The sequence below is a fragment of the Desulfonatronovibrio hydrogenovorans DSM 9292 genome, from assembly GCF_000686525.1.
Classification (GTDB): domain Bacteria; phylum Desulfobacterota; class Desulfovibrionia; order Desulfovibrionales; family Desulfonatronovibrionaceae; genus Desulfonatronovibrio; species Desulfonatronovibrio hydrogenovorans.
In genome coordinates this window covers 88,401-113,807 of sequence record NZ_JMKT01000010.1, presented here as the reverse complement: position 1 = coordinate 113,807, position 25,407 = coordinate 88,401, and the positions used below count along the sequence as shown (strand labels likewise).

At 47.3% G+C, this 25,407-nt stretch carries 26 protein-coding genes and 1 tRNA gene; 7 read left to right on the top strand and 20 right to left on the bottom strand.

Annotation, left to right across the window (positions count from 1 at the left end; translation table 11 throughout):
• Positions 1–119: 119 nt before the first annotated feature.
• Positions 120–812 (bottom strand): metal-dependent hydrolase, encoded by a 693-nt coding sequence (locus tag P771_RS0108255; protein WP_028574774.1) that lies wholly within the window; start codon positions 810–812, stop codon positions 120–122.
• A 66-nt stretch (positions 813–878) separates the two neighbouring features.
• On the bottom strand, positions 879–1,436 hold the full coding sequence (locus tag P771_RS0108250; protein ID WP_028574773.1) for a UbiX family flavin prenyltransferase: 558 nt from the start codon (positions 1,434–1,436) through the stop codon (positions 879–881).
• Positions 1,437–1,610: 174 nt separating this feature from the next.
• On the opposite strand from P771_RS0108250, the gene P771_RS0108240 reads away from it, so the two are divergent.
• Positions 1,611–1,687, top strand: a tRNA-Arg gene (locus tag P771_RS0108240).
• A 326-nt stretch (positions 1,688–2,013) separates the two neighbouring features.
• Positions 2,014–2,727, top strand: a complete 714-nt coding sequence (locus tag P771_RS0108230; RefSeq protein ID WP_028574772.1) for a DUF4412 domain-containing protein — start codon at positions 2,014–2,016, stop codon at positions 2,725–2,727.
• Between the two features lie 210 nt (positions 2,728–2,937).
• On the opposite strand, the gene P771_RS0108220 is transcribed toward P771_RS0108230, so the two are convergent.
• Positions 2,938–3,687, bottom strand: coding sequence for a class I SAM-dependent methyltransferase (locus P771_RS0108220; RefSeq protein WP_035244142.1), 750 nt, complete (start codon positions 3,685–3,687; stop codon positions 2,938–2,940).
• A gap of 260 nt (positions 3,688–3,947) precedes the next feature.
• On the opposite strand from P771_RS0108220, the gene P771_RS0108215 reads away from it, so the two are divergent.
• On the top strand, positions 3,948–5,378 hold the full coding sequence (locus tag P771_RS0108215) for a sensor domain-containing diguanylate cyclase (protein ID WP_028574770.1): 1,431 nt from the start codon (positions 3,948–3,950) through the stop codon (positions 5,376–5,378).
• A gap of 64 nt (positions 5,379–5,442) precedes the next feature.
• Here P771_RS0108215 and P771_RS0108210 read toward each other — a convergent pair whose 3' ends face one another.
• From P771_RS0108210 to P771_RS0108130, 15 genes are all read right to left on the bottom strand, one after another.
• Complete coding sequence (locus P771_RS0108210) at positions 5,443–5,769, bottom strand: type II toxin-antitoxin system RelE/ParE family toxin (protein ID WP_028574769.1); 327 nt, start codon at positions 5,767–5,769, stop codon at positions 5,443–5,445.
• Positions 5,766–6,047 carry a type II toxin-antitoxin system Phd/YefM family antitoxin gene (locus tag P771_RS0108205; RefSeq protein ID WP_028574768.1) on the bottom strand — a complete coding sequence of 94 codons (282 nt, stop codon included), beginning with the start codon at positions 6,045–6,047 and terminating at the stop codon, positions 5,766–5,768. Before P771_RS0108205 ends, P771_RS0108210 begins: the two co-directional genes overlap by 4 nt.
• 85 nt (positions 6,048–6,132) lie before the next feature.
• Entirely contained in the window at positions 6,133–6,318 is a 186-nt protein-coding gene (locus tag P771_RS0108200; RefSeq protein WP_028574767.1) for a type I restriction enzyme endonuclease domain-containing protein, read from the bottom strand.
• Positions 6,308–7,786 carry a class I SAM-dependent DNA methyltransferase gene (locus tag P771_RS0108195; RefSeq protein WP_028574766.1) on the bottom strand — a complete coding sequence of 493 codons (1,479 nt, stop codon included), beginning with the start codon at positions 7,784–7,786 and terminating at the stop codon, positions 6,308–6,310. Before P771_RS0108195 ends, P771_RS0108200 begins: the two co-directional genes overlap by 11 nt.
• 1 nt (position 7,787) lies before the next feature.
• On the bottom strand, positions 7,788–9,221 hold the full coding sequence (locus P771_RS0108190) for an RNA/DNA-binding domain-containing protein (RefSeq protein ID WP_028574765.1): 1,434 nt from the start codon (positions 9,219–9,221) through the stop codon (positions 7,788–7,790).
• Positions 9,218–10,807, bottom strand: a complete 1,590-nt coding sequence (locus tag P771_RS16950) for a restriction endonuclease subunit S (RefSeq protein ID WP_051617211.1) — start codon at positions 10,805–10,807, stop codon at positions 9,218–9,220. The genes P771_RS0108190 and P771_RS16950 overlap by 4 nt, the downstream gene beginning before the upstream one ends.
• Entirely contained in the window at positions 10,807–13,518 is a 2,712-nt protein-coding gene (locus P771_RS0108180) for a type I restriction endonuclease subunit R (protein WP_244147309.1), read from the bottom strand. Before P771_RS0108180 ends, P771_RS16950 begins: the two co-directional genes overlap by 1 nt.
• A 123-nt stretch (positions 13,519–13,641) precedes the next feature.
• Entirely contained in the window at positions 13,642–14,448 is an 807-nt protein-coding gene (locus tag P771_RS0108175; protein WP_028574763.1) for a hypothetical protein, read from the bottom strand.
• A 101-nt stretch (positions 14,449–14,549) separates the two neighbouring features.
• The gene (locus tag P771_RS18815) at positions 14,550–15,251 is read right to left on the bottom strand and encodes a hypothetical protein (protein WP_150112160.1); all 702 of its coding nucleotides are present in this window, start codon (positions 15,249–15,251) and stop codon (positions 14,550–14,552) included.
• A gap of 108 nt (positions 15,252–15,359) precedes the next feature.
• Positions 15,360–16,691 (bottom strand): hypothetical protein, encoded by a 1,332-nt coding sequence (locus P771_RS0108160; RefSeq protein WP_028574760.1) that lies wholly within the window; start codon positions 16,689–16,691, stop codon positions 15,360–15,362.
• Between the two features lie 348 nt (positions 16,692–17,039).
• Complete coding sequence (locus tag P771_RS0108155; RefSeq protein WP_028574759.1) at positions 17,040–17,267, bottom strand: hypothetical protein; 228 nt, start codon at positions 17,265–17,267, stop codon at positions 17,040–17,042.
• Between the two features lie 56 nt (positions 17,268–17,323).
• On the bottom strand, positions 17,324–17,545 hold the full coding sequence (locus tag P771_RS0108150; protein WP_028574758.1) for a hypothetical protein: 222 nt from the start codon (positions 17,543–17,545) through the stop codon (positions 17,324–17,326).
• A 268-nt stretch (positions 17,546–17,813) separates the two neighbouring features.
• Positions 17,814–18,095 carry a helix-turn-helix domain-containing protein gene (locus tag P771_RS0108140; protein WP_028574756.1) on the bottom strand — a complete coding sequence of 94 codons (282 nt, stop codon included), beginning with the start codon at positions 18,093–18,095 and terminating at the stop codon, positions 17,814–17,816.
• Complete coding sequence (locus tag P771_RS16945) at positions 18,055–18,414, bottom strand: type II toxin-antitoxin system RelE/ParE family toxin (RefSeq protein WP_035244192.1); 360 nt, start codon at positions 18,412–18,414, stop codon at positions 18,055–18,057. Before P771_RS16945 ends, P771_RS0108140 begins: the two co-directional genes overlap by 41 nt.
• Before the next feature lie 436 nt (positions 18,415–18,850).
• Complete coding sequence (locus P771_RS0108130) at positions 18,851–19,075, bottom strand: Fic family protein (RefSeq protein ID WP_337833573.1); 225 nt, start codon at positions 19,073–19,075, stop codon at positions 18,851–18,853.
• An 83-nt stretch (positions 19,076–19,158) separates the two neighbouring features.
• Here P771_RS0108130 and P771_RS19220 point away from each other — a divergent pair, with 83 nt between their 5' ends.
• The 4 genes from P771_RS19220 to P771_RS0108110 all read left to right on the top strand — a co-directional run bounded on the left by P771_RS19220 (position 19,159) and on the right by P771_RS0108110 (position 24,162).
• A complete protein-coding gene (locus tag P771_RS19220) occupies positions 19,159–19,545 on the top strand; it encodes an integrase core domain-containing protein (RefSeq protein WP_084301768.1) in 387 nt (128 codons plus the stop codon).
• Positions 19,546–20,401: 856 nt separating this feature from the next.
• Positions 20,402–21,313: a phosphate/phosphite/phosphonate ABC transporter substrate-binding protein gene (gene phnD / locus P771_RS0108120; protein ID WP_035244138.1), complete on the top strand. Its 912-nt coding sequence runs from the start codon at positions 20,402–20,404 to the stop codon at positions 21,311–21,313.
• Positions 21,314–21,424: 111 nt separating this feature from the next.
• Positions 21,425–22,237, top strand: coding sequence for a phosphonate ABC transporter ATP-binding protein (locus P771_RS16940; protein ID WP_035244136.1), 813 nt, complete (start codon positions 21,425–21,427; stop codon positions 22,235–22,237).
• Positions 22,237–24,162, top strand: a complete 1,926-nt coding sequence (locus P771_RS0108110) for a PhnE/PtxC family ABC transporter permease (RefSeq protein ID WP_028574752.1) — start codon at positions 22,237–22,239, stop codon at positions 24,160–24,162. Before P771_RS16940 ends, P771_RS0108110 begins: the two co-directional genes overlap by 1 nt.
• Positions 24,163–24,208: 46 nt before the next feature.
• Here the strand turns inward: P771_RS0108110 and P771_RS19215 are convergent, their stop codons facing one another.
• Positions 24,209–24,658 (bottom strand): ORF6N domain-containing protein, encoded by a 450-nt coding sequence (locus P771_RS19215; protein ID WP_353740014.1) that lies wholly within the window; start codon positions 24,656–24,658, stop codon positions 24,209–24,211.
• A gap of 53 nt (positions 24,659–24,711) precedes the next feature.
• On the bottom strand, positions 24,712–25,362 hold the full coding sequence (locus P771_RS0108100; RefSeq protein WP_028574751.1) for a nuclease-related domain-containing protein: 651 nt from the start codon (positions 25,360–25,362) through the stop codon (positions 24,712–24,714).
• Positions 25,363–25,407: the final 45 nt, after the last annotated feature.

The window sequence follows — 25,407 nt, the reverse complement described above, 5'->3', positions numbered from 1 at the left end:
TTCTGCCCTTGAACACCCCTGCCTGGAAGACCAGTCCGGGCTTTGGCCCGGAGTGAGGTCAGCCTGCAGGTTGTTCGGATTTTGGAGGCAAGTTGATGGCCCGGCTTTTTCGGCAGTAATCAAAGGGAGATTTTCTGACCGGGCTCCATGCTGATCAGCTCGGTTTCCGGCGCCCTTTGGGTCAATTCCCGGGCAAAGGATTGAGTATCCTGTTCCAGAACCGGGAATGAACCCCAGTGCATGGGGACAACCTGCCTGCACTTGAGGAGTCTGCAGGCCAGGGCAGCCTGCCTGGAATCCATGGTGAAAACCCCGCCAGTGGGCAGGATAGCCAGATCTATTTGATAGAGTTCACCCCAGAGTCCCATGGTGGCGAAAATGCCGGTATCCCCGGCATGGTAGATGCAGAATCCATTCTCAAGGGTAAGGATGAAGCCCACGCAGACACCCTGGTCTGAAGAGTGTTCAGCCTGAGTCATGGTCACCTGGACTCCCTTGAATTCCACAGTCCCCCCGATGTTGAATCCGATACCATTAAGGATCTGGTCCGGCCTGACTCCCTGGGCCTTGCATCTGCCGGCTAATTCGACAATGGCTCCCAGGTGAGCGCCTGTATTTTTACAGATCTCCACGGCCTGACCCAGGTGATCGGCATGGTCATGGGTGACCAGAACCAGGTCGGCTTTTTTAACTGAGGCTGAACTGGTTTGGGCTGAAGGGTTTCCTGTAAACCAGGGATCAATAAAGATGTTCAGATCAGGAGTGATAATCTCGAAATTGGCATGTCCATGCCAGATGAGCTGATTGGCCATGATGTCCTCCATGCTGTTATGAACTTAGGGTGGCATGTGCTTTGAGAGCGTTACCAGGGCTGCCGGTCAGACACCTTCCCAGCGTTTAAATAAATTGTTTTCAATGCCCAGAGCGTCAAGTATCCTGCCGGTAATATGTTTGATCAGGTCATCCATGCTTTGGGGGCCATGGTAGAATCCGGGGCAGGGCGGAAGAATGGTTGCCCCGCAGTCATGGGCTTTGAGCATGTTTTCCAGGTGGATGCGGTTGAGGGGAGTTTCCCTGGGCACCAGGATAAGGGGGCGTTTCTCCTTGAGGCAGACGTCAGCAGCCCTGTGGACCAGGTTATTGCCCAGACCGTTGGCAATGGCTGCCAGGCTGGCCATTGAGCAGGGGCAGACGATCATCCCCTGGTGGAAGAATGACCCGCTGGAAGCAGGCGCTCCCAGCTGGTCCTGGCTAAACACATGGTCGGCCAGGGACAAAACCTGTTCATGGCCTGGTGCTTCCAGGTCAAGAACCATGCGGGCCGCATCCGACAGGATCAGGTGCAGTTCAAAATCCTGTTTTTTGATCTGGCGGATGAGTTCCAACCCATACGGCATTCCACTGGCACCGGTCAGGGCCAGAATGATTTTTTTCATTGGTGAACCTTTGCTGATGTATTTTGCTGAAGTAAAATTAATAAATGAATTCGGCTGAACTTACAATGGCTGTCCTTAATCTGGTCTGACCGAATATAAGGTCCTGTTCAAAAACACCGGAACCAGGTGCTTGACATCCTGGGAACAGAGGAATATTTGATCAATTCCCCTGGAGGGCAATTAGCTCAGGTGGATAGAGCGCCAGCCTCCGGAGCTGGAGGCCGCAGGTTCGAGTCCTGCATTGCCCACCACTCAATCTCCTTGAATTCTTTATCTTTTCTTGGTCAGCATCAAAAAGAATCTACATCCCCTTGGCATAAGATTTATGATGGATCTTTGACTTGCTTCTGGGTTGGGCGTATTATTCTACCCACTCAGGAGCCGGGGCCGGGTTATTCTCTGGATAGTGCACCCTTGACCATAAACCCGGCCCCGGCATTTGTTCAGATCCAGTCAAGGGCTGATCCCCGGCCCCGGCATTTGTTCAGATCCAGTCAAGGGCTGATCCCTGACCCCGGAATCAGGATCAGCCAGTTCAAGGATGAAGCCGGGATAACTGCAGGTGGAGGCCGGAACCATGAAGACCATCAGAATATTTTCAGTGCTGTTTTTTCTTTTAGCCCAGGCTGGTCATGCTGCTGAGTTTTCAGCGGACATGGTCATGGAAACGGCCTTTGGCCTGCAGACCGGAAAATTTTATCATAAAAATCCAGACCTGTCCCGGACCGAAATGATGGGCATGACCAGTATTGTGAAGTATCCCATGGTCTACCAGGTTTTTGATGAAACCCGGAAGTATGTGGTCACTGATCTTGAGGAGATGAGCCAGGACTATCCAGGTGCCCATGTCCGGGATTTTGATGAGTTTATAAAAGAAAATGGATTTGAGAAAGTCGGATCAGAAACCATAGAAGGGTACAAAACCAGCATCTACCAGGGACAGCTGGAAATCGGTCCGGGCCAGGATGGACAGCCCATGACCGTATCCATGAAACTCTGGTATTCCAGGGAGCTGAATTACGCCCTGAAGACAGAAACCAGTCTCCCGGCCCATATGGGCGGCAGGGTGGTGTCCCACCTCAAGAATATCAGCAAGGGCAGGCAGGCTGAAAGTCTCTTTGAAGTACCCGCTGGTTATACTCAGGTCTCAAGCATTCCCCAGGCCATGGGGTTTGGTTCCATGTCTGAAGGGATGGAAGGGATGCCTTCAATCCAGGACATGCCTTCCCAGCAGGAGATGGACGAGATGATGGAAATGATGCAGGAAATGATGCAGCAGATGGCTCAGTAAGCAGAGGCTGGGTCAAATGAGGCAGCAAGCCAGCAGTATCTGTCCTGGATCATTATCAGCCGGCTGTTTCTGAGTCACTGTTCAGTCCTGTCCGGACCAGAATCAGCTTTACTGAAACGACCTTTGGATGGTTGTTTTTCCGGCCTGACCAGGTTGTTCCGGAACAGGCCGGCAGGAGAAAAGGGGACAAAGTCAGACAAGCTGTAAAGATTATCCTTTGCATCCGACAAATATAATCATGGGGTATTCCCCCTGGTTCAGGATGTGCCGGTCATAGATTCCAGTCAGTGGTTTCTGGTCCATGGTCATGCCTGCCCTTTTGAACACCCCGGCCCACTGTTTTTCTGAAAAAAGACCCAGAGCATGCTGTTCAGTGTGCATGGTCAGATCTGTCTTCTCCCGGATCAGGTAACAGAAGACAGCCTCATAAGAGTCAGGCTGATCCGGATAGACGTGGTTATTCTCCATAAGGGTGACGTGGATGCCTTTTTTGTGGCCTGAATAGGCAAAATTATTGTTCATGAAGGTTTCTCTGGTCTTGCCCACCACCAGCAACACCCCGCCCGGCTTCAGGTGCAGGACTGCAGTCTTAATGGCCTGGCCCAAATCATCCTCGGTTTGCATGTAATCAATGCTGTCCGGAATAACCACTACATCAAACTCTTTATTCAGGCGGATGGTGCGCATGTCACCCTGGATGTACTCAACTTCCGGGTTGGCTGTCCTGGCCAGGTCCTGCATGCCCGGGCTCAGGTCCACTCCGGTTATTTGAAAGTGGTGCTTAAGGAACCGGTCATGGCTGCCTGCGCCGCTGCCCAGGTGGAGCATGGTTTTAGGAGGCTGGGCTGAATACTCGTGGACCAGCCTGACATAAACTGAAACTTCTTCCTGATATTCAGACGGTTCGCCCAGCCACTCTTCAGTCCAGGCCAGTTCATTATAGGCTTTCCACTTGGACATGTTGATCACCTGTTTCTGTTAAGAATGCTTAATAAACAATACGTGCCCGGCCGGCATGGATTCGACTTTATATTCTCCAGACTTTCGGCCTTGGACCGGGTTTCCGGGCCTTGAGCCCTGCATCATCCTGGCATTAAAAAAAATGTAACACAAGGATTCTTGCATTGAGTGCTGATTTTTTTATCTTTAACCGTCTTTTTTATCAGGACAATCCTGATTTTTATCCCCAATCCTGTTCCAAACTTTCTAACCCACTAAAAATGATAAGAAAATACTGGATTATTATTCTGATATCAGCACTTCTTTTAGCTGGTTTCGGTTCTACACTGCTTACAGGTTATTTTGTTGCCCAAAGGACCATTCAGGAGGAAATTCATCAGAACACCCTTCCTCTGACAAGTGACAATATTTATTCTGAAATTCAAAAAGATCTTGTCCTTTCAATTCATATTTCCTCCCAGATGGCTCATGACACTTTTGTCAAAGAGTGGGTGGTTTCCGGAGAAAAAGAGCCTCAAAGGATGATCAGGTATCTGTCTGAAATCCAGAACAGGTTTAAGACAGTTACAGCCTTTTTTGTTTCCGATATCACCCATAATTATTACCATCCTGATGGAATAATTAAAAAAGTATCCAGGGATGATCCGGGCGATTCCTGGTATTTCCGGTCCAGGTCTTTGCCCGCGCCTTACGAAATAAACATTGATGCAGATACAGCAGATCCTTCCCGGATGACCATTTTTGTGAACTACCAGGTGCATGATTTTAAAGGGGAGCTGATCGGGGTAACCGGTGTCGGGCTTGAACTCAGCCAGGTTCAGAGTGTTCTGAATGCTTATCAGGGGAAATACAACAGCACAGTCTTTTTTGTTGATAATGCAGGCAAGACAGTGCTGCATGCAGATGATTTTGCCTTTCCCCTGGACCTGCACCACTGGAAAGGCTTTTCCACCCGGGCCCTGAATATCCTGACCACACCTGGAGCTTCTTTTGAATACAAAGTAGATGGCCGTTCCTACCTGGTAAACTCAAGGTTTATTCCTGAGTTCAATCTTTTCCTGGTTATCTTGAAAAGCACTGATGACATGGAACAGGTCCTTGGAAGCAGGCTCAAGCAGAATTTTGTCATAGGCATGCTTATTACCCTGTCAGTAATTGCCATTGTCAGCATTTTGCTGAGGAGATACCACCAGAATCTTGAAAAACTGGCCAGCATTGATCCCCTGACAGGGGCATTCAACAGAAACGCCTTTTCTTTGATCTTCTCGCACACGATCAAACAAAAACATAGAAGTGGAGATCCGTTGTCATTAATGCTTGTTGATATTGACAACTTTAAGGAAGTAAATGATCAGCACGGACACCAGATGGGTGATCTGGTCCTAAAAGATATATCCAGGACCATCCTGGGGGTCATTCGGGAAGCAGATGTATTTTGCAGATGGGGTGGAGAAGAGTTTGTTATACTTTTTGCAAACTGCTCCATAGACAAGGCTGTTCAGGTGGCTGAAAAAATAAAGGAGGCCTGTTCCAGTCTGGAAATCGGTCCATACGGCAAACCTCTGAGGATCACGGTCAGCGCCGGGGTGGTGGAACACAGGGCTGATGAGTCTCTGGAAGAGATGATCGTCCGGGCAGACAAGCTCATGTATACGGCCAAAAAACAGGGTAAAAACAGGGTTGTTTCTTAGTAGCAGCAAATACCATTGCTCCAGCTGATGGAGGGTTATTACCGGAAACTGTCTGGCAAATCTTTTATTTGACGAATCGATCCAGCAAGATATCTTCAACATTCCGTCTGGAATCTATAACGGATAAAACAAAAACAGTTATCTCTGATATTCTGTAAATAATCCGCCAGGGAGGAACAATTATTTCTCGATAAATGTGTATGCCCTGATCTTTCAGCTCCGGTACGATCCTGCCCTGATCAGGCAGGGTGTAGAGTCTTGACGCCTTCTCTCTGATGCTTTTCAGTATTCGCAGCCCACTTTCCGGGCTGTCAGCTGCTATATGATCAATTATCTGTTTCAAATCGCTTTGCGCAACAGCAGCCCATTTAATTTGGTATGCCTGGCTCATTTATCGATTTCTTTCAGTGCGCTCTCGATTTCATCGAACACTTCTTCTTGTGACTTTGTCCGTCCCTCCCTGATATCGGCTTCCCCTATTGAAATCAGCTTTAACAGACCGAGGGCATTACGCATATTTTCGTAACTCTGAGGATCTTGAAGCACAGCTCGAGGTTCACCATTTTGGGTTATTATAACAGGCCGATGCGTTTCATTAATTTGCCTGAGTAAATCGGCTGCCCGTGATTTTAAAAAGGTAACCGGTTTAATATCGTTTGTAATATTCATATTTTTTCCTCCAGTCTGAATAAAGTGCCATATTCGGACCGAAAGTCAAGTTTTAATGCAACTGCTCAGCAGGTCTCCTGTCAGGTTAACCCCCGACCCTGCTTTGATATTTCTTGAAATTCTCAGCCTGCTCAAAAATTTCCTTGTACACTTCATCTCTATCCACCGGGGGATGGCCGTGTCCGGCCAGGAGGTTGATCAGATCGGCCTTGAGTTCAGCCTTGATGTCGTCACGGCGGTCCCAGTCAGTGTATCTGGCTTCATCGTCCATTGATGGATTCCATGATCCGCCTGAAACTCTGGGCGCCGGCCTCGAGGTTTTCCACGATCTCTTCGGCCAGCACATCCGGGTCAGGCAGGTTGTCCAGATCAGCCAGGCTTTCATCCCTGATCCAGAAGATGTCCAGGCTGGTTTTGTCCCGGGCGATGATCTCGTCATACGTGAATCTGCGCCACCTGCCGTCCGGGTTGTCTTCAGACCAGGTTTCTTTGCGCTGATGGCGGTTCCTGGGATTGTAGCAGGCAACAAAATCTTTGAGGTCCTGGTAGGTCATCAGGTTTTTCTTTTTGGTGAAATGAATGTTGGTCCTGAAATCATAGAACCAGACTTCCCTGGTCCAGGGAGCTTTGGCCGCGGGCTTGTTGTCGAAAAAGATCACATTGGCCTTGACCCCCTGGGCGTAAAAGATGCCGGTGGGAAGCCTCAGGATGGTGTGCAGGTCGGTATTGTCCAGGAGCTTTCGCCGCACGGTTTCACCAGCTCCCCCTTCAAAGAGCACATTGTCCGGCACCACCACGGCAGCCTGCCCGGTGGTCTTGAGCATGGTGCGCACATGCTGGACAAAATTGAGCTGTTTGTTGGAGGTGGTGGCCCAGAAATCCTGCCGGTTGTAGCGCAGGTCTTCTTTTTCCTGTTTGCCCAGGCCGTTGGTGATGGTGATGCTGCTTTTCTTACCAAAGGGCGGATTGGTCAGGACATAGTCGTAACGGTCACCGGTATCTGCGATCAATGCGTCATTGGGTGAAATGGCTGATTCACCGGTAATCTCTCCAATGTTGTGCAGGAAACAGTTCATGAGTGCCAGGCGCCTGGTGTTGGCCACGATCTCGTTGCCGAACAAGGTCTGATTCTTAAGAAACTTTTTCTGCTCCTTGTCCAGGTTGTACTCCCTGACTAAAAAATCATAAGCAGCCAGGAAAAACCCGCCGGTGCCGCAGGCCGGGTCGGCGATGGTTTTTAAGGGTTCAGGCCGGACGCATTCCACCATGGCCCGGATCAGGGATCTTGGGGTAAAATATTGCCCGGCTCCGCTTTTAACGTCTTCAGCGTTTTTTTCCAGCAGGCTCTCGTAAATATCCCCTTTGACGTCCGCGCCCATCATGACCCAGTTTTCCGCGTCGATCATGTGGATGATCTTGAAGAGCTTGGCCGGGTCCTGGATCTGGTTCTGGGATTTGACAAAGATCTGCCCGATCATGCCTTTCTGCTTCCCCAGGCTTCTTAGCAGGGTGATGTAATGGGCTTCGAGATCCGCGCCTTTCCGGGTTTTCAGGCTGTCCCATCTGTATTCTTCCGGAATGCCTACATCTTTTTTGTAAATCCTGCTGTATTCATCAGCCATTTTGAGGAACAAAAGATAAGTGAGCTGTTCCAGATAATCACCGTAACTCACCCCGTCATCGCGCAGGGTGTGGCAGAAACTCCAGACTCTTGAAACAATGCTTGCCGTGTCGTTCATATTATTTCTTTTCTAAGTTTGTATAGTATTTTTGTTTTGGACTCTTAGGCTTGTCAGGGATCACAGGCTTTAAGAGGCCTTCTTTCAGTAATGGCTTAAGAATGGTTGCTCTAAAATGCTCACGATGCTTCAAGCCAAGTAGGTTCATAATTTCAGAGGTCGATTTTGGGATCATGCAAAACGCAATAATATTTTTGACTTGCTCGGTGACTTGCTCGGTAACTTGCTCGGTAACTTGCTCGGTAACTTGCTCGGTAACTTGCGGGGTGAGCGGTACGATGCACTTAAAAATATCTTCCTCAATCATTTCAGGATCTTTTCCCCCGGAATAGTGGCGGCAGTACTTGAAAAGATTCCTCACCCCGGAGCCAAGCTCATCCGCCCGCCCGATCTCCTTGAAGAAGCGGGCGATTACCGGGTTCTTGGGAAAGGGTGAAAAACTGGCTGGATTGATCAATCCCTGTCCATGGGGCTTGTTGCTGTTTTCGGTAAACAGCCGATGGGTTTCAATAACGAGCTTGGCCGGATAGGGATTCAGAAATTCACGGTGAATGAGCATGTTTGCCGCCACTTCCCTGAACATATGATCTCTGAGACTAATACGCTGAGCCTTTTCCATGAAAAACTTGTCCGGAAGATGTTTGGCGACGAATGTCATCAGGCGTTCGTAACTCTCGACCAGGTTTGTCCGGATATCATCGCGATCGTCATACCTGTCGATATTATCACGCCGAAGCAGAGCATCAGTGCGGTGGTGGGGAAGGACAGACAGAATTACCTGATCTTCTCCCAAGAGGAGGACTGCCGCAAGTGAAAAGCCCTTTTTTCCGCTCTGATAGTCACGCTGGAAAAGCTGAGCGCTTTGCAGCAGCTCCATATCCGTCATCCCTGACCAGGGATGACCGGGCTTTTGGTTCACTGCCAATGTTCGAGCCTTGGCTATAAGGTCTGAACGGAGATCTTTAATGGTGACATAAGGATAGATGCGATTTTCGGAATAAGAGGTCTGTTTCCGGGCATAAAGGGCGGCGACCAGGTTTGTATTGCCGGTAATATCGAAGTCACCGTCCTCATTCCGGTCGTATATCCTGCCGTTGAAACGATGAACCTGGGAGCTTTCGGGTACAAAAAGACGGATTATCCTTTTCCCCTGGATGGTCCAATCCTCGGGGGACAGGTAGAATGATGGATTCAGTCTCTGCGGGTTATTCAGACCGGTGACCAAGTCTTTTTTGACCTGCTCCACCGCCTCGATATCGATGCCGGTTATTGTTCCATTATCATCCACGCCAAGGAACAAATCTCCGCCGTTCCGGTTAAGGAACGCACATATACTTTCAAAAACATTTCTGCTCAGACCGCTTCGGCACTCCTTGAATTCGACAGCAATCCCCTCTCCAGCGCGGATCAGTTTAGTTATTCCTGCCTTGTTCATTTGTTTGATTTCCCTTTGCGTCTTTTGAGCCTTTGCGGTGAATTCTTACGCAGGCTTTCCTTTTCCTCCCGGATACGCGCCAGCAGGCTTTCCGCCGAGTTTTCACCGGAAATCAGTTCCGGGTGCGCCGCCCTCCACTCCCTGGTCAGCTCCCCTTCAAATGCCTTTTTCAGAATGCTCTGCCGCAGGGCTTCAGCCTTTGTCAGGCTGTCTTCAATGGTTTGTTCCAGCTGATCACAGACTGAGAGGCGGATTTCGATTTCGGAAACTATGGCTTGTTGTTCTTCCGGTGAGCATAAAGATATTCTATACTTTTTTAGCTGGGTTGTTTCGATGCTTTCAACCGTTGTTCCACTTTTCGCGCAATTATTGCGAATATTAAATTCATTCGCTACACAGTACCAATAAACATATTCGGGGAAAACTTTAAATGGAGTAAACGCTTGTAAATCCTGATTTACTGTGGAAATTTCAGTTGTAATTGATACAGGCAGTGTTCTTCGCAAAATTCCACTCCGTACAACAAATAAAACTGAGTCCGATGGAATAAGCTTTGCACTTGATTCTTCAACAGCAGCCTTTGTTATCTTATCAATCGTAATTTTTATATATTGATTCTTCATGTCTTTCGGGGAAACCCACAAAACATCTCCATCAAGCCAATAATCTTTTCTTTGTTTGCTTGGAGTTCCTCCCCCAGTCCAATAACCACAATAGTCGAGATATGACCATCCCCAAGCATCTGGCAGTTCCGGCAACTCAGCCAGTTCATTTTCCGTGAGTGGCGACAGGTCTTTGGGTTTTCTGGGTTTGGCGGTTTTTTTACTGCCGTCTTTCTTTGCCTGCTCACAGGCCTTTTTCCATTCTTCCACCTGTTTCTGATAATGCGCTTCCCGCTCTTTTTTGATGCGTTCCAGAAGCTTTTCCGCAGGCTCCAGCGGGTTTCCGGCCTGTATCTGCTGTTCCCGCCATTCCTGGGTCAGCTTGCCTTCAAAGGCATATTTCAGCACAGCCTGACGATAGGTTTTCAACTGTTCCCTGGCTTTTTTCAGGCTTTCAACGCCGTTGTCCAGTTCGGAAAAGAGTTCTTCGATTTTGTCTACAATGCGGAGTTGTTCGCTAAGGGGAGGGACTGGCAATTTAATGGATTTTAATTTCGTTGCATTTACATTTTGAACAGCTATTCCAAGTTTTTTTTCTGATATGTTTGTCCAATAAAATGGGCTTTCTAAGAAATATTTGAATAGTTTTTTGTTTATTAATGGATTAAAACGAATCAAATAAGAAGCAAATACCGCTTTTTCTGGTTTTGTAATCAAATAGCTAATACCAACTGAACCAGCACGAGATATAACAATATCTCCCTCTTTTAAAAAATATTTTTTTGGATTTTCTGGGTTCTTTAAACAATAAGGTACCGTCTTCCAATTTATTTTGCCCGATGTAATATCTGTTGTTCTTAAAAGTTTTATGTCTCCATTTTCGACAGCTTTTGTTGTATAACCATATTGTGGGCTGGTGCAAACGTCTTCAATTGTTTTTTCTATCCAACTATTAGGAAAAATGTTTGATTTGTTTTTCATCATTACGCCGCCAAAGCCTCATTCATCTCATCAATAATCGAATCCAGATCATCACCAAACAACTGATACATCTTGCCAATGCCCCCCTGTCCGTCAAACGGGGCGTAATCCAGATCATCCTTTTCAATATGCGCGGAGCTGATGATATGGTCCTTGATCATGCGCAGCCAGGTCATCTGTTCTTCGCTGAATTTTGCGGCAGCTCCGGCCTGCCTGGCAAACACCCATTTTTTAAAGTTGCGGTCCACGGTCTGATCAAAAGCAGTCAGGGTCTCATCAACACCGGAGACCCGCCGGATCAGGGAAACCAGGGCTGTGAGTTCGCTTTTCGGGGATCTGCCCTTGACCTTTTCCACCTGTTCAAAGGCCTGCCAGACCCTGGCCGGGGCAAGGCCGGGTTTTTTCAGCTTCAAGGTGTCCAGCACTTCCCGGAGCATGGCATAGGTGACATGGCGGCGGTTGTACGGCTGGTTGTAGAATATGGAAAGGGCCGTGATCTCATCCTTGTAGACCTGCATAAAGGTTTTAAAATCTTCGATGACCTCCCGGGCCTTTATGCCAGCCTGCCTGTCCCACCCGGCAAATTCAAGCCTGTCCAGGTTGACATCATCTATGATCTGCTCATGGGACTTGCGCACGGTTTCAATATATTCATTCAGCTCGCCGGTAAAGGTGTCCCTGGCCCGGTGGATCAACTCTTTTTGAGCAGTCTGCTGTAAATTCTTATCCGGCTCTGTACCCGGCGGCAGATCAAACTTTTGCGCAGCGTGTTCTATGATTCTGTCCGGATTATGGGCATCCAGGAGTTCATGCGTCAGCTGGTTGATGGATTTCCCGTGGGCCAGCTCTTTGAACCTGTCTCGTTCATTATCCGTGATCTGCTTATCCAGCCGGGCCAAACGGCCGGCCAGGGACGAGTACAGGTCTTCATCGGTCTGTCCCATGAGCGCGGCCTGAAGGAGATCCTTCAAGGGTACGGATTTTTTGCGCTCCAGGGGGCGGCTGTCGGTTTTAACGGATCTGCTCACGCCCACGGCATCCACGATCACAAATCCGGTTTTGGCGCTGTGCACCGAAGGAGTCACCTTTTTCAGGTCATCATAGCCCTGGGTCCGGGTTCCCCGGCCTTTCATCTGTTCAAAATAGTTTCTGGAGCGGACATCGCGCATGAAGACCAGGCATTCCAGGGGCTTTACATCCGTGCCCGTGGCGATCATGTCAACAGTGACCGCGATCCTGGGGTTATAATCGTTGCGGAACGAGGCCAGCACGGATTTGGGGTCTTCCTCTGACCTGTAGGTGACCTTTTTGCAGAAATCATTGCCCTCGGCAAATTCCTCGCGCACTATCTGAATAATATCATCAGCATGGCTGTCGGTTTTGGCAAAAATAAGCGTTTTGGGGATTTCTTCGCGTCCGGGGAACATTTCCGGAAGTTTATCCCTGAAGGCCTTGATTACGTTTCTGATCTGGCTGGGATTGACCACGTCCCGGTCCAGATCGCTTGGTGTGTAAACCACTTCCTCATCAAGCTGCTCCCAGCGCTTTTTCCGGGTCAGGCGCTCGCGCTTGTCCACCCATTGCTCGGCCACCAGCCTGGACCCATCCCTGGTGATCTTTGTCTCTATCAGATAGGTGTCAAACCCCACATTGACTCCGTCAGCCACGGCTTCTTCATGCCGGTATTCGCTGACCACGTTTTCATTGAAAAAGGCAAAGGTCCGCTTGTCCGGGGTGGCGGTCAGGCCGATGTAAAAGGCGTCAAAATAATCCAGCACCTGTTTCCACAGGTTGTAGATGGAGCGGTGGCATTCATCGATCACGATGAAATCAAAAAATTCCGGGGGGACCTTTTCATTATATTCAATTTCCCTGGGCGGACCCGTAGCCACGAATTCATGGGGGTTGGTCTGCTCCGCAGTATCTTCCAGGTCTTCACCCTTGAGAATGGAATACATGCGCTGGATGGTGCTGATGCACACCTGGCTGTCCGGCGGCACGTACTTGGAATTCAGCCGCCGCACGTTATATAGCTCGGTGAATTTGCGGTTGTCGTCACTGGGCAGGTAGCCCATGAACTCCTGCTCGGCCTGCTCTCCCAGGTTTCTGGTATCCACCAGAAACAAAACCCTTTTGGCATCCGCGTATTTGAGCAGACGGTAAACAGAAGTTATGGCGGTGTATGTTTTGCCGCTGCCCGTGGCCATCTGAACCAAGGCCCGGGGCCTGTTTTCCCGGAAGGATTTTTCAAGCCTGGTAATGGCCCTGATCTGGCAGTTTCTAAGCCCCTGCACAGGCAGATCCGGCATATGCTGCAGGCGCTGGCGCAGGCTGGTTTGCTGCTGGATGCTTTGTTTTAATGTGACTGGATGATGAAATGAAAAGACCGGGCGAGCGCGGGGTTTGGGATCTCTCATGTCTGTAAACCGGGTTAATATGCCGGTGCTTTCATACACAAAAGGAAGGGGCTGGCTGTCCGCAAACCATTTCAGCCTGCTCTGAGCGTAAAATTCAGCCTGGGTTTCATGAGTGCTCAGGCGATGGCCTTCGGTTTCTTTCTTGGCCTCGATCACGCCCAAAGGCTTGCGGTCCACAAACAAAACATAATCCGCAGGCCCCACGTCGGTCTGGTATTCCCGAACCGCCAGCCCCGGCCCTAGATTCCAGTTAATGGCTGCTTTATCAACAACCACCCAGCCTGCACGCGCAAGCATTGCGTCAATGCTATCCCGTGCTGTTTGTTCTGGAGTTTTGTTCATGGTATGGGGTTGTTGGGGCCGTTATTATAACGTCTGAATTAAGCCGTGCCGCGAAGCGGCTTGTGCTTGAATGAATTGTTAGAACAGTGCCTTTACGGACGCAAGCAGCCCGACAGCGGCGACAACGACAACCACGATGCTCCAGATCCAGTGCTCGCGGATGATTTCAATAGCTACCGCAGGGTGATAACCAGTCTTTTCGCGCCATGTTGCCGTCGTTTTGATTGATCCATCTAGGGCTCGCTCAAGTATGTTAGACATGACATCAACTTTGCGCAGAGTGGACTGATGTAACTTCACATACTCTCCTGCATCAAATGCGTCGGCCTCTTGCTGCCCAGTCAGCGCATCTCTAGCCGCAATTCGATTCAGCTCCATCAGGCTATGAAGGCGACCAGATGCACCATGCGGCACGTAACCTGGCCCGAATTGATTAATGAGTTCACGGGCTAAGTCAAACTTTCGCGAATCATCAATCGTAAACGGGTCTCCGCCGAGCACCTTGTATCGATGCTCAATCGCTTGAAACCCATAGTTGATATCTCTCATGTTCCAGTGAATGAAACTGTATCCGTGTCGCGACTTGATAAAGTCAAAGTACTCATCAAGCATATGTTTCTCAAGCTCGTCGTATCGTCGCGTGATGTCCGAAAGCGACACCCCAAGTTGTTCGGCCGACTTGTGGATTGAAAAGGATGTAGTCTGCCCAGTTGTGAAGTTTCTAGCTGCAATAGACGTTACGCGGGGCGTTCTCCCATCCTTGATATCGTAAAAGGACTCGCAGGAGTAATGCAAGACGATGTACATGTCCCGACGCTCATCCAAATCTTCAAACGCCTTGCGAGCAGCCCTCCGGCGTCTGAACTTAGTGAGTTGCTCTCCCACGAACCCTCCTAAGCTGTTCTAACGATTTAATCAGCCACCCGGCTTTTTGGGTCGGCTAGATTTACGGGTTGGGCCAGCCAATACGATGTCTTAGAGTTGCCCTATAGAACATAACCCTGTTTTGTGTCCAAAGGATTGACGAGCACAATCTTGTTCCAGGAATGCTCGAAATGAAACAATTGACGCACATCATCGTGATCTCTCTCGTCGATGCCATGCCCAATATTGTCCACGAGAACAAGCCACCATTCAGGGTACTTCTCACGTACAAATGCAACTTTACGTGTTTTCTCTGTCACGCAGATGCGAATGTTCCTGTTGAGTTCTGACAAAACAAATCCTCCAGAGTCGCCGTCCACAAAACCGCCGGGTACAAAAAAGTCCGGGTACAAACGGCCTGCCTTAATCAGCGAAATAATAAATTTCGGAGAGACAGTACGCTTCGTCTTTCCACAATTGTTGTTCTTTCGAAACTCTATCAACTCAGCTCGTAGGGTAAACGCCAGTTGATCCCAAGGAGGAAGCGGCCGTCGAAAACGGTACATAACATACCAACTCACTCCATCAGATGGCCCCAGGGTCCTGAGTAGTGTTCGAACTTTCGCATGGAGAGGAATAGCTACATTTTCAAGGCCACGATGACCGTTCGGTGTGTCTTCATTTTGATTAAGGCGGCGAACTTCAACCGCAATTCGCCCATCAATAAGGAAATCTGGAGGTATATTGCCATCTGGTTCGTAGATGACCTCGCGGAAACCATGATGCGACAAATATTCAAATACCATCTGTTCTGAACGATCCATTACCCTACCTTGAGTTGCCCATTGTGCGGCTAACCTGCCGCGCCAATGAGCTTGTCGCGTAGCGCCGCCGACGTTCTCGCGGTCAGGTTAAGCCGATTGTTGGCCACTCTAACTTGTCAATTTATCGTATATTTTCTTGTATTTAGTGGGCACAGAATCCGGATCAATCAATCTTACGATTTCCTTGAAAGCCTTTTTGCACCTGGAGTAGGATTTGATTCTTTGTGCGACAATTGAATTTGATCTCGGAAGTTCGAGCATAATTGTGATTTCTTTTGGGGTAAAACCCTTTATCATTCTTGAATAGTTAGGATATGCAGCACGGGATACCCCGTATGGATTGCCTACGGCACATGTTACCACTGATGTGACAAATTCATTTTTAGCTGTGTCAGGGATAGCTCCCTGGGAAACGATTTGCAGCAAACGCTCAGCAAAAGGAGGCTCATTGTAAAAATTATCAAAGCCCTGGTGAACACTGAAAAGCTGCTTACATGCATGTGAAACTAAAGCATGTCGTTCTGACTCACTTAATAATTCTAATAAACCGAGTTTTTGGAAGAACAGCTGCGACGCTTTATGCCGCTTATCGTCCCCTTTCGCTAAATATTCGGAATGGCGATCGATCAAGTCTGACTTGGTTTTCGGAGTAAAATGGTCGACGAACTGAGATGAAATTGAAAGTGAATTGAGACGGGATTCTTCAGAAGAGCCCGGATCAGTATAAATGCCATGAAGGGTGCCAAATAACATCTCTCGTTGGGCTTCGTGTGTCTGTGACAGCCTATCCACCCATGTGTCACGCTGAGATTTCGAAAATTTTTGTCCTTTTATGGCTTGAATAAATGCCTGGATATCTACACCAACAGGATTGTACTCATGGCCAAGAGCAAATTTAGCACATCGATTTACAAATGAAATAAACTCATTATCGTCTATTGTGCCGACAGCAGGATGAGCTGCCGAAAAATTATTTCGTATATCCCTGCATTGGTCTAAAAAGAAATATCCATCCTCTGTGATCAGATTAAGTTCCAAACACAAATTCAATAACTCTGCATCCTTAAGATCAATTAAAGTAGCTTCGTCAAATTGTTTTCCCCTAATCTGAGACACCACATTAAGGCCAAATCGCCTGACCTTATCGCGAAGTTCTATGACAGAGAGATTCCAAATATAATTAATACCACTATCAAACAGCCCGGAAGCGACTGCCACACACATCCGGGCAAGCCCCTCAGTCCGCAAATGTGGAGGAATTTTTCTAATCACTCGTGGTAAATTTCCCCAAGCGGTTTCAATTTCCTCATCGCTTGCAAGAACCTCCCGAGGTATGCCCAATGCATTAGTCAGCGCAGTTAACGCCGGGGTCGTCTGTTCAATAACGGCCGGAAGAGTAACATCTTTCATTTTAGATTTTGGTGATGATATTTTTTTCATGTTTTTATCCATGCTGGCCAATGTGCGGCGGATCAGAATCCGCCGCACATTGGCCGAGCGCGGAGCGTCCGGGCATCAAGTGATTATAATGTTTTTTTCCTGTGTATCATGCCGACAAAATGAATATGAATATAGCATACCATTACGACATGAAGATTATGCCTTATTTCAGGTTGCCAATGGGAATGACCACACTCTGTTCCCTGGGTATTATCAGCAAAGCTTTGGAAAAAGCCTTGTTGAATCAAATTCCGATCAAATAACCATTTTTTGGTGGGGATTACAAGGAAATTAATGCCTTAAGCTGCCGAATGATACACGCATTAATTGCTGACAAGGGAAAGATACTCAGTATCCAAGATCACCGTCTTCCTTTCCAAGGACAATGGACAGGGCCAGGGCGTTTTTGAGCATGAAGGAGCCGTAATTGTTTGCCAGATCGATGATGGCCCTGGCGCCGTTTTCAGACCACTCATGGTCTTGGACCAAGGCCTTGGCCAGATTATTATGGTCATGTGTTGAGCAGTGCTCAATAGTGCTTCGATATTCTATAATAAGAGACTCAACCTGATCCATGCTCATTGCCTCCTTTATTGATCAGAGAAAATGATTTTGACCCCTTGGCTTTCAGTCTATTCCTTTTCCACCAGCCTGGCCACTTTGCCCTGGCAAATGGCACATGTACCCTGAAGGAGCAGATCTCCGGCTACAATACTGGCTGAGTCGATTTTAATGGTCACTGCTTTTCTGCATTGTGAGCACCAGACTGTGTTCTGGATCTTCAATCTTGAGCCTTTTGGTATCTGGTCCCATATTTTGCGGGCCTGAGGTGTAAAAATATTATTGTCGGACATGGCTATTTGCTTATTGTGGAATTGTGCTTTGGGGTCGGACCGAGCTAATCTACTGAATTTTAGGATCATACCTTCCAAAGCAGACCGTTTTTCTGCTTTAGAACGTCTGTTTCATCCTCAAAATGGTCATTGTAAGAGTCTGCCCCCGGTTTTTTCCCTGGGTCTTATCAGAAAAGCCTTGAAATATAGCTTAGTTGAATCAAATTCCGGCCAGGCAGAGTGGGAGGCCCTGCTTTTCGGTGATCAGCCTTAGCCGGGGAAACTTCTTTTATGCCCTGGGCAGCATCTCAATCTTGAGTTCATGCCCGGTGGCAGCGGCATACTTACGCAGGGTTTCCATGCTTGGGTTGAATTTGCCGGACTCAATCCGCGCAACACTGGCCTGCTTCATGCCCATAAGCCTGGCCAGATCATTCTGACTGAGCCCAGCCCTGGATCTTGCCTCAATGAGCATGGACGCAAGTTTGAATTCAGGGTCAAGACGATCATATTCAGCCCTGACCTCTGGATTATCCAGCAGCTTTTCTTTCAGGTCTTTTACAGGTTTCATCTTTAAGATACCTCAATCTTTCCAAAGCGGTTTTTATTTCTTTTCTCGGGGTCTTCTGGGTCTTCTTGATGAAAAACCGCAGAATCACCACCCGCTTTCCTTCCACTGCCACATAAAGGCCGCGGCCAATCCGGTCTTTTCCTGCCAGTCTGATTTCCCAGACATCATCCTGGATATGACGCAGGTAAGGCATACCCACATTGTGCAGTTCATGAGCAACGATCAATTCTTCGATCCGAAAAAAACGGGCCTGCATTTCAGGCGGCAGTTCGAGAAATTCCTGTTCAACAGCGTCACTTGCAAAATGAATTGACCACATGGAATATATAACCTTTATGTTATATGCCGTCAACCGCTAACAATATGTTCCTTGAGAAAATACGTTCCAAGTGAACATTATTACCTCCTGCCCGTTTTAATTTCGCTTTCTCTCTGTCGGAATTGTTTTGGGGTCGGATTTTGGAGTCGGACCGAGCTAACATATTGAAATTTTGAATGATACATGCCAAAATAGGCTGACATTCTGCCTTAGAAAGCCTGTTTCACCCTCAAAATGGGCACTGTAAGAGTCTTCAGGTTGTCATTGGAGCACTGACCACACCCTGTTCCCTGGGTATTATCAGAAAAGCCTTTTAAAAAGCCTGTTTTTAATCAAAATCAGGTCAAGTAACCATTATTTTATGTAGATTACAAGGGAATTAATGCCTTGAATACCGGACTGAGTCATTAGTTTTATCATCCATGGTGTTGTCCATTTACCTGGGGATAAATTTTTCCAGTACGCGTATTCCTTTTTCTGTCAGGCGATATTTTTGCGTTGGGCTCCGGGGGGAATCCGGCTGGGTCATTTCAATGACTCCTGACTTCAGCCCGGGGTTGATATAAGAATCTCTGAAGTAAAAACGATCTTTCAGTCCCAGTTCTTCCTGAAGTTCCTGTCGATTCATCTCACCCTTAAGCACCCTCAGCATGCTTGCCACTTGTGGGGTCACTTGTGGGGTAACATGTGGGGTGACATGTGTGTTACTTGGAGTCGGACCGAGCTGACATATTTAAATTTTGAATGATACAGACCAAAACAGGCTGTTATTTTGCCTTAGAGCGCCTGTTTCATCCTCAAAATGGGCACTGTAAGGGTCTACAGGTTGCCAATGGAGTCCTGACACACCATGCTTCCAGGGTATTACCAGAAAAGCCTTTTAAGAGCTTAAGTGATGCCAGAACCTGGGTCGAGGGTTTTGTACTGTGGTATAATCATGATCATCGTCACAGCAGCCTGGTGTATGTAACCCCCAATGATCGGCACACAGGCAGGGACAAAGAAATCCTGGCCAGACGACGATTTGTTTATCAAAGAGCAAAAATGAAAAACCCGGAACGGTGGTCAGGTCAGATCAGGAAATGGTCTGCACCTTCTGAAGTCACCCTGAATAAAAAAAAGAACCTCTAATACAGAAAAAATTGCGGCCTAAAGGCGACATCTTTCTTGAAACTTACCGATCTCTTTAGTTTTGGCAATATCAGCTTACTGAGAGCTTTTTTCGCCACCCGATAAAAGCATCACCACAACAGCACCTTAGAAGATGCGTAATTCACTAATGCCTGCACCTATCGGTTCAGCATCACCAAAATGGCCCATTTCAAGCCTGTCGATTAGTTCATCTGCACATGCAGACCGCTTTTATTTGCCAGCCATCTTCGTTTGTTAAGTTTGTACTTTTGCAGACCTGATGATCATTTTTTAAAAGTTAGTCAGCATCTTAAGGGTGGAGCAGGAAAACCTATTATGGCCTTAGTCTTAATTGGCTGGAGATGTATTTGTCATGATAATTGATTTTATGTGTAACCATTTGTTTTTTGAATTGGATTGCACTGGCTTGATAGTGATATAAAAATACAAAATGAGTCGGAAATTAAAGTGGTGTTTAAGGTGGCAAAGCTGCCTAGCCTAGAAGGGGCAGAATTTATGTTGTCTCCGTTTGATAAAAAAAACAATGAAAAGATGATTTTGTGCTGATTGATCTTTAATAAAACCGATGATCAGTTTTCTGGCATTTCTTAGCATGAAATAATTAACATATAAAACAACCTATGAAAAAAGTAATGCTCCTGGCATGATTGGTGACCCACGTCTTGGAAAGGATATTTTGGCTAGGGCTCCTGGGCACTTTGATCCGCTCCTTGTGAGTACACTATATATTGATGTTTTGGCGGGGGATTCCTGACTTCAGCAGCACACGGGTGGGCATTGAAGACAGGATTAATCACCTCGTCTTAAAATTAACCTAAACGGTTGGAGGTTAGTGATGAGGCGTAGTTTACTGGTACCAATGGTTATCATTTGTTTGATTTTCGGCCTGAGTATTTCCGGAAAAACCAATCCTAGACAATCTTTAGCTGCAGAAAGACCACAGAAACTGGTAATGACAGCTATTCCGGACGACAGCGCTGAAAATATGCGCGAATTTTTTGGCCTTATCGCCAAGCACATTGAAAATACTGTTGGGATACCCACGGAATATGTGCATGTGTCTAACTATGCTGCAAGCGTAACAGCTCTGGCTACCGGACAGGCTGATCTGGCATGGTTCGGTGCTGTAACGACTGCTCAAGCTTACATCATGATGGAAGATGAGCTTGAGGTGGTCGCCGCCAGGGATATTGACAAGGGATTCATTGGGTACTTCATTGCCAATGCAGACGCTAATATTCCTGAGGTAAGCGATCTTGCTGAATTGGCTGAACTGGCCCAAGGTAAAAACTGGACTTTTACCTTTGGAAGCAAAAGCAGCACATCAAGTCATTTGATGCCACGCAGTTTTTTTACAGATCAAAGCGGTAAAAATCCGGAAGAAATTTTCAGGACTGTAGCTTACAGTGGCAGCCATGATGTAGTCCTGCAAAAAGTAGCTAATGGCGAGTTCCATCTTGGTGCACTTGGTCAGCCACCCTATGACCGGGCATCAGATAATCTCAAGGAAAAGGCGCCTATCATATATACCACACCGAAGTTCACTAATTACAACTTTTCTACCCGCAAAGCCCTGGGGCGAGAATTGATTGATGAAATTCATGCCGCCTTGATGACTTTGCACGAATCTCCTGAAGGTAAAAAAGCTCTTGAATACTTAGGCTCTGAGGGATTTGTGGATGCAGATATGAGCGAATGGATGGGATATGTAAATTTGATCAGATCTGGAATTGATATTGGAGGATGATCTTGGTCACTAGGGTTGGTATGTTGTAATAGAAGCATCAAGTTGGTTTAGTATTGAGGGTGCCTGTTGCAGGCATCCTCAATTTTTATATTAATTACGGATAACAGAATAATGACGGAAAAAAGATCAAAAGAATACAAAAGCACCGTCTTTTCGCTTCAAGATGTTGATATAAATTTTGGGAAATCAAAAGTACTGCAAAACGTATCTTTAGAAATATTTGAAGGTGAACGTGTTGCGGTTATCGGCCCTTCCGGAGCAGGGAAAACCACTCTATTTCGTCTGCTTTGTGCTGTATTGAAACCAAGCTCTGGCCATATAGTGGCACTGGGTCGGGACACAAGTCACCTTGGTGTCAAGGCATTGAGAGAACTGCGAAGAGAAATTGGTGTTATTTACCAGACAGATAACCTGATTCCGCACCTGCGTGTGGTTCACAATGTGCTGATGGGCAAGCTGGGTCATTGGACTCTTCCCCGGGCCTTGCTATCCCTGATTTGGCCGCAAAACTTGGGTGAGGCTAGGTCAGCTCTGACCAAAGTTGAGCTTGAGGAAAAACTCTGGTCTATGCCTGGCGAATTGTCAGGGGGGCAGCAGCAGCGCGTGGCCATGGCTCGGCTATTGGTTCAGCAACCCAGAGTCATGCTTGCTGACGAACCAGTAAGTCAGCTTGACATCAGACTAGGCAGAGAACTGATTGAGCTTTTATCTGAAATTACTACGACTTTAGGCACAACCCTTGTAGTTAACCTGCATACCCTTGAACTGCTTCATGGTCACTTCGAGAGGGTAATAGCTCTTAAGGACGGAAGGGTGTTCTGGCAAGGATCACCAGACCTGATCAGTCGGGACTTTCTTCATGAGCTTTATGGTACAGAATACCGCACTTTGTATCTCAACGAATTGGAATCATCCCCTAAGTAATGTATAGAGACATCGATCTAAGCTCATCCAGCCTAAATCGCTATGCTGAGAAAAGACCATGGAAGCATTGGGCCGCTATCGTAACTATTGCTGTATTGGTTATAGCTGCCTTCTATGCAGCTGAATGGGATTTTAGTTCATTAACCAATCCAGATGATCGTAAAATTGCATTTGCCAGAATGCTTGCCTGGCTTACAACTTTTTCGTCTCCTGATTTTAGTCCAGAATTTTTAAAACATTGTTGGGCCTTGACCCTGCAGACCCTCTCGGCCGCAACTCTCGGTATAACTCTGGCGGTAATCCTGGCCACGCTGCTGGCCTTGGGATCATCGCGCAGTGTGATTATTGGTGAAGAAAAAGCTCAGGGTTGGATGCGTTTTATTGCCTTTCGCAGCCCAAGTGCATTGTTATGTTCCCTTTGCCGATTAGTCCAGGATATCCTCAGAGCTATTCCCGATTTTGTATGGGCGGTCATTCTTGTTGCTGTAATAGGTCTTGGTCCCCTTACAGGGGCTCTTGCATTAGCCCTCAATATTACTGGCATTCTGGCAAAAGTTTATAGCGAGGTATGGGACAACATTGAGGAAAGATCTTATGAACAGGTACGCATACTTGGAGGAGGACGCCTGGCCACCCTTTTTTATGGCATTGGTCCATTGGCTGCGCGTACTATCCAGAGTTTTACATTAATGCGGGCAGAGTGTGCTATTCGGAATGCAGCTGTCATCGGAGCAGTAGGCGGCGGTGGTCTTGGCGCTGACATATGGTACCAGATACAATTTGGAGCCTGGCCCAAAGTCACCACACTGATGATTTTTACCCTTGCTCTGACTTTGTCAGCAGACTTGGCCAGCAACTTTATACGGCGTCAGTTGCGCTCGGACCCCAATCATCCAAGAGTAATCAAATCCAAGTCCATTCATGCCCAGGTCGCCCGGCCCTACATAGGCATACTCTTTGCCTTGAGCATTGCATTCTGGTCCGTCTGGTTCATGGGTTACGGGGATAATGCTCCTCCGGGTCAACAAAGCCGCAACTATCTAGAGCCGGCTATTAAGCTGGTTTCGACTGACTCTTGGAAAAACCTCAGTTTTTTTGAACGATTGGTAAAACCTGATTTTGATCTGGAAACAATTGGGCTGGGCGACCAGGTAAAAGTAAAGGAGTTTAAGAAAGAAAGCAGGACTGTTGACTTATTTTCCAGCTATCGTCCATGGGAGTTCTGGAAGCCTTCAGCATGGGTAGACTGGGAACAGGAAATGCAGAAGTGGTTTGTCTGGCGTGTGATAAAATCTTCTGCCATTCCTTTGGCAATGGCGATTGTGGGCACTCTGCTGGGCGTAATTGGGGCGATATTGTTGAGTTATCCACACTCTTTGGCTTTTATGCTGGAGTCCTCACAGTTTACCGGAGAAACTCATCCCTGGTGGATAAGGGGGTTGCGTTTCGGCCAGCTGGCTGTGGCCAAAGGTCTGGGTCTGGTTTCCCGAGGAGTTCCGGATGTCATGTGGGCCTTTTTGTTTATTGCTTTTTTCGGGCCGGGGCTGGTTGCCGGGACCTTGGCCATTGCTATTCACAGCTTGGGCGTTCTGGTCAGAGTTTTCAGCGAGTCCGTGGATAACATCCCCTATCGGCGCTTTGAACAAGCTTTTATGGGGGCAAGGATGTCATGTTACGGATATACTGCAGGCCCAATATGCTGGAGAGACTGGATGACTTATAGTTTCTTTCAGTTTGAGAGCAATGTTCGAACAGCTGTTGTTTTCGGCATTGTTGGAATTGGCGGTCTTGGCTTCTTTTTCACTTTCAACTTTGAGTGGTTTCGGCTCGAAAAAGCAGGTACTTATTTATTGATGATTATCGCACTGACAATAATTATTGACAGAATATCCAGAGCATTGAACTTGGCCAGAAAAAGCTGCTGAAACAAATGAGTTTTTTTTGGTGACCCATAACACGGGGGGTATTTGTCTAAGTAGTTGACCCTGAAAAATTCAAGTTTTGGCCTGTGAGGGCTGTCTGACTCTGTTTATAAGGTTGAATATGGATAATCTGAGATACCAGAAATAAGGAAAAATAAAAATGGTTCCACTTTTGGACCAGTTTCCGGAAATTAAACGCAGCTACGGACATGATGGCATTGATGGCAATGGTGGTCTGAACAGTCTGGGCACTTTTCAGAATAGTGGCCAGCATGTACAAGCCCTTTTCAGTGAAGGCAGTTGGAAGTTTAACCTTGCCACCCCTGTTTGAAGTTGAAAATTTCGACTTCAAGGGAGTCCATTCTTCTCTTGTAAGTTCAAAAAGATAACCTTTTGGAAACTTTTCCGGGTTATTCGTTACAGCTTCATTAATACGTTTGATTTCCACCCCATAAAGTTCAGCCAGATCGCTATCCAGGATTACCTTGGTCCCCCTGATTTCCAGAACTCAATTTTCGACATTTTCAAACTTAACGATATTACTCATGGTTATTAACCTTGATCCCGATTTGACCGTTCTTTAAGGCGTTGAACGTGTTTTTTACGGGTGGAATATCCGGGTTGGAGGCGACCGGATTCAATCCTGGCCACCAGATCGCTTACCTGGTCCTCTGAAAAAACCTTTTCTTTGAATGACTTGATATGCCGGATAAAGCCGGCTCCATAGGTTACATTGGGCGGCATGGGTGTTTTAAAGGAACTGTCTCCCACAAAAGTGACAATGGAATGGATTGTACCGGCTGGAACCTGCAGGACGGATTCCAGGGCTTTGACGTGCTTGAAGTTCTGGCGCAGCGGATTCTGGAATTTAAAGCTCTTTTTATAAATCTTCTGGGTCCATTGGCTTTGCCTTGCATCACCAAAGATCCAGCCCCTCATGTTCTTGGTCTCAACAACAAAAATGCCATATGGTGAAACATACACATGATCGATCTGGGTGGAGCCGTCCGGTGAGGGCAGGGTCACGTCATGAAAGGGACGGTAGATATTTTTATTCAGCATCAGCATCGACAAAAGCCTGACCATGGCCTCGCCGAAGATTCCTTTGCCCCGGGGAGACTTGAATATCCCCATGAGCAGGGCAATAAAAACCACAAACAAAATAATTTTGTAAAATTCACTGATCAGGGGAGTAAGGTCCATGCTGGTTGACCTCTTTAGTTGGGGATTAAAGACCGGTCACAACTG

Bases quoted from the DNA above. Each gene is read 5' to 3' on its own strand.
- P771_RS0108190 (WP_028574765.1), bottom strand. From the start codon at position 9,221: ATGAACAAGGCAGGAATAACTAAACTGATCCGCGCTGGAGAGGGGATT.
- P771_RS0108215 (WP_028574770.1), top strand. From the start codon at position 3,948: ATGATAAGAAAATACTGGATTATTATTCTGATATCAGCACTTCTTTTA.
- P771_RS19220 (WP_084301768.1), top strand. From the start codon at position 19,159: ATGATACAGACCAAAACAGGCTGTTATTTTGCCTTAGAGCGCCTGTTT.
- P771_RS0108140 (WP_028574756.1), bottom strand. From the start codon at position 18,095: ATGAAACCTGTAAAAGACCTGAAAGAAAAGCTGCTGGATAATCCAGAG.
- P771_RS0108180 (WP_244147309.1), bottom strand. From the start codon at position 13,518: ATGCTTGCGCGTGCAGGCTGGGTGGTTGTTGATAAAGCAGCCATTAAC.
- P771_RS0108155 (WP_028574759.1), bottom strand. From the start codon at position 17,267: ATGGATCAGGTTGAGTCTCTTATTATAGAATATCGAAGCACTATTGAG.
- P771_RS0108100 (WP_028574751.1), bottom strand. From the start codon at position 25,362: ATGGACCTTACTCCCCTGATCAGTGAATTTTACAAAATTATTTTGTTT.
- P771_RS0108205 (WP_028574768.1), bottom strand. From the start codon at position 6,047: ATGAATATTACAAACGATATTAAACCGGTTACCTTTTTAAAATCACGG.
- P771_RS0108200 (WP_028574767.1), bottom strand. From the start codon at position 6,318: ATGGACGATGAAGCCAGATACACTGACTGGGACCGCCGTGACGACATC.
- P771_RS0108210 (WP_028574769.1), bottom strand. From the start codon at position 5,769: ATGAGCCAGGCATACCAAATTAAATGGGCTGCTGTTGCGCAAAGCGAT.
- P771_RS16950 (WP_051617211.1), bottom strand. From the start codon at position 10,807: ATGATGAAAAACAAATCAAACATTTTTCCTAATAGTTGGATAGAAAAA.
- P771_RS16940 (WP_035244136.1), top strand. From the start codon at position 21,425: ATGACGGAAAAAAGATCAAAAGAATACAAAAGCACCGTCTTTTCGCTT.
- P771_RS0108150 (WP_028574758.1), bottom strand. From the start codon at position 17,545: ATGTCCGACAATAATATTTTTACACCTCAGGCCCGCAAAATATGGGAC.
- P771_RS0108250 (WP_028574773.1), bottom strand. From the start codon at position 1,436: ATGAAAAAAATCATTCTGGCCCTGACCGGTGCCAGTGGAATGCCGTAT.
- P771_RS0108220 (WP_035244142.1), bottom strand. From the start codon at position 3,687: ATGTCCAAGTGGAAAGCCTATAATGAACTGGCCTGGACTGAAGAGTGG.
- P771_RS0108230 (WP_028574772.1), top strand. From the start codon at position 2,014: ATGAAGACCATCAGAATATTTTCAGTGCTGTTTTTTCTTTTAGCCCAG.
- P771_RS18815 (WP_150112160.1), bottom strand. From the start codon at position 15,251: ATGGATCGTTCAGAACAGATGGTATTTGAATATTTGTCGCATCATGGT.
- phnD (WP_035244138.1), top strand. From the start codon at position 20,402: ATGAGGCGTAGTTTACTGGTACCAATGGTTATCATTTGTTTGATTTTC.
- P771_RS16945 (WP_035244192.1), bottom strand. From the start codon at position 18,414: ATGTGGTCAATTCATTTTGCAAGTGACGCTGTTGAACAGGAATTTCTC.
- P771_RS0108160 (WP_028574760.1), bottom strand. From the start codon at position 16,691: ATGAAAAAAATATCATCACCAAAATCTAAAATGAAAGATGTTACTCTT.
- P771_RS0108110 (WP_028574752.1), top strand. From the start codon at position 22,237: ATGTATAGAGACATCGATCTAAGCTCATCCAGCCTAAATCGCTATGCT.
- P771_RS0108255 (WP_028574774.1), bottom strand. From the start codon at position 812: ATGGCCAATCAGCTCATCTGGCATGGACATGCCAATTTCGAGATTATC.
- P771_RS0108195 (WP_028574766.1), bottom strand. From the start codon at position 7,786: ATGAACGACACGGCAAGCATTGTTTCAAGAGTCTGGAGTTTCTGCCAC.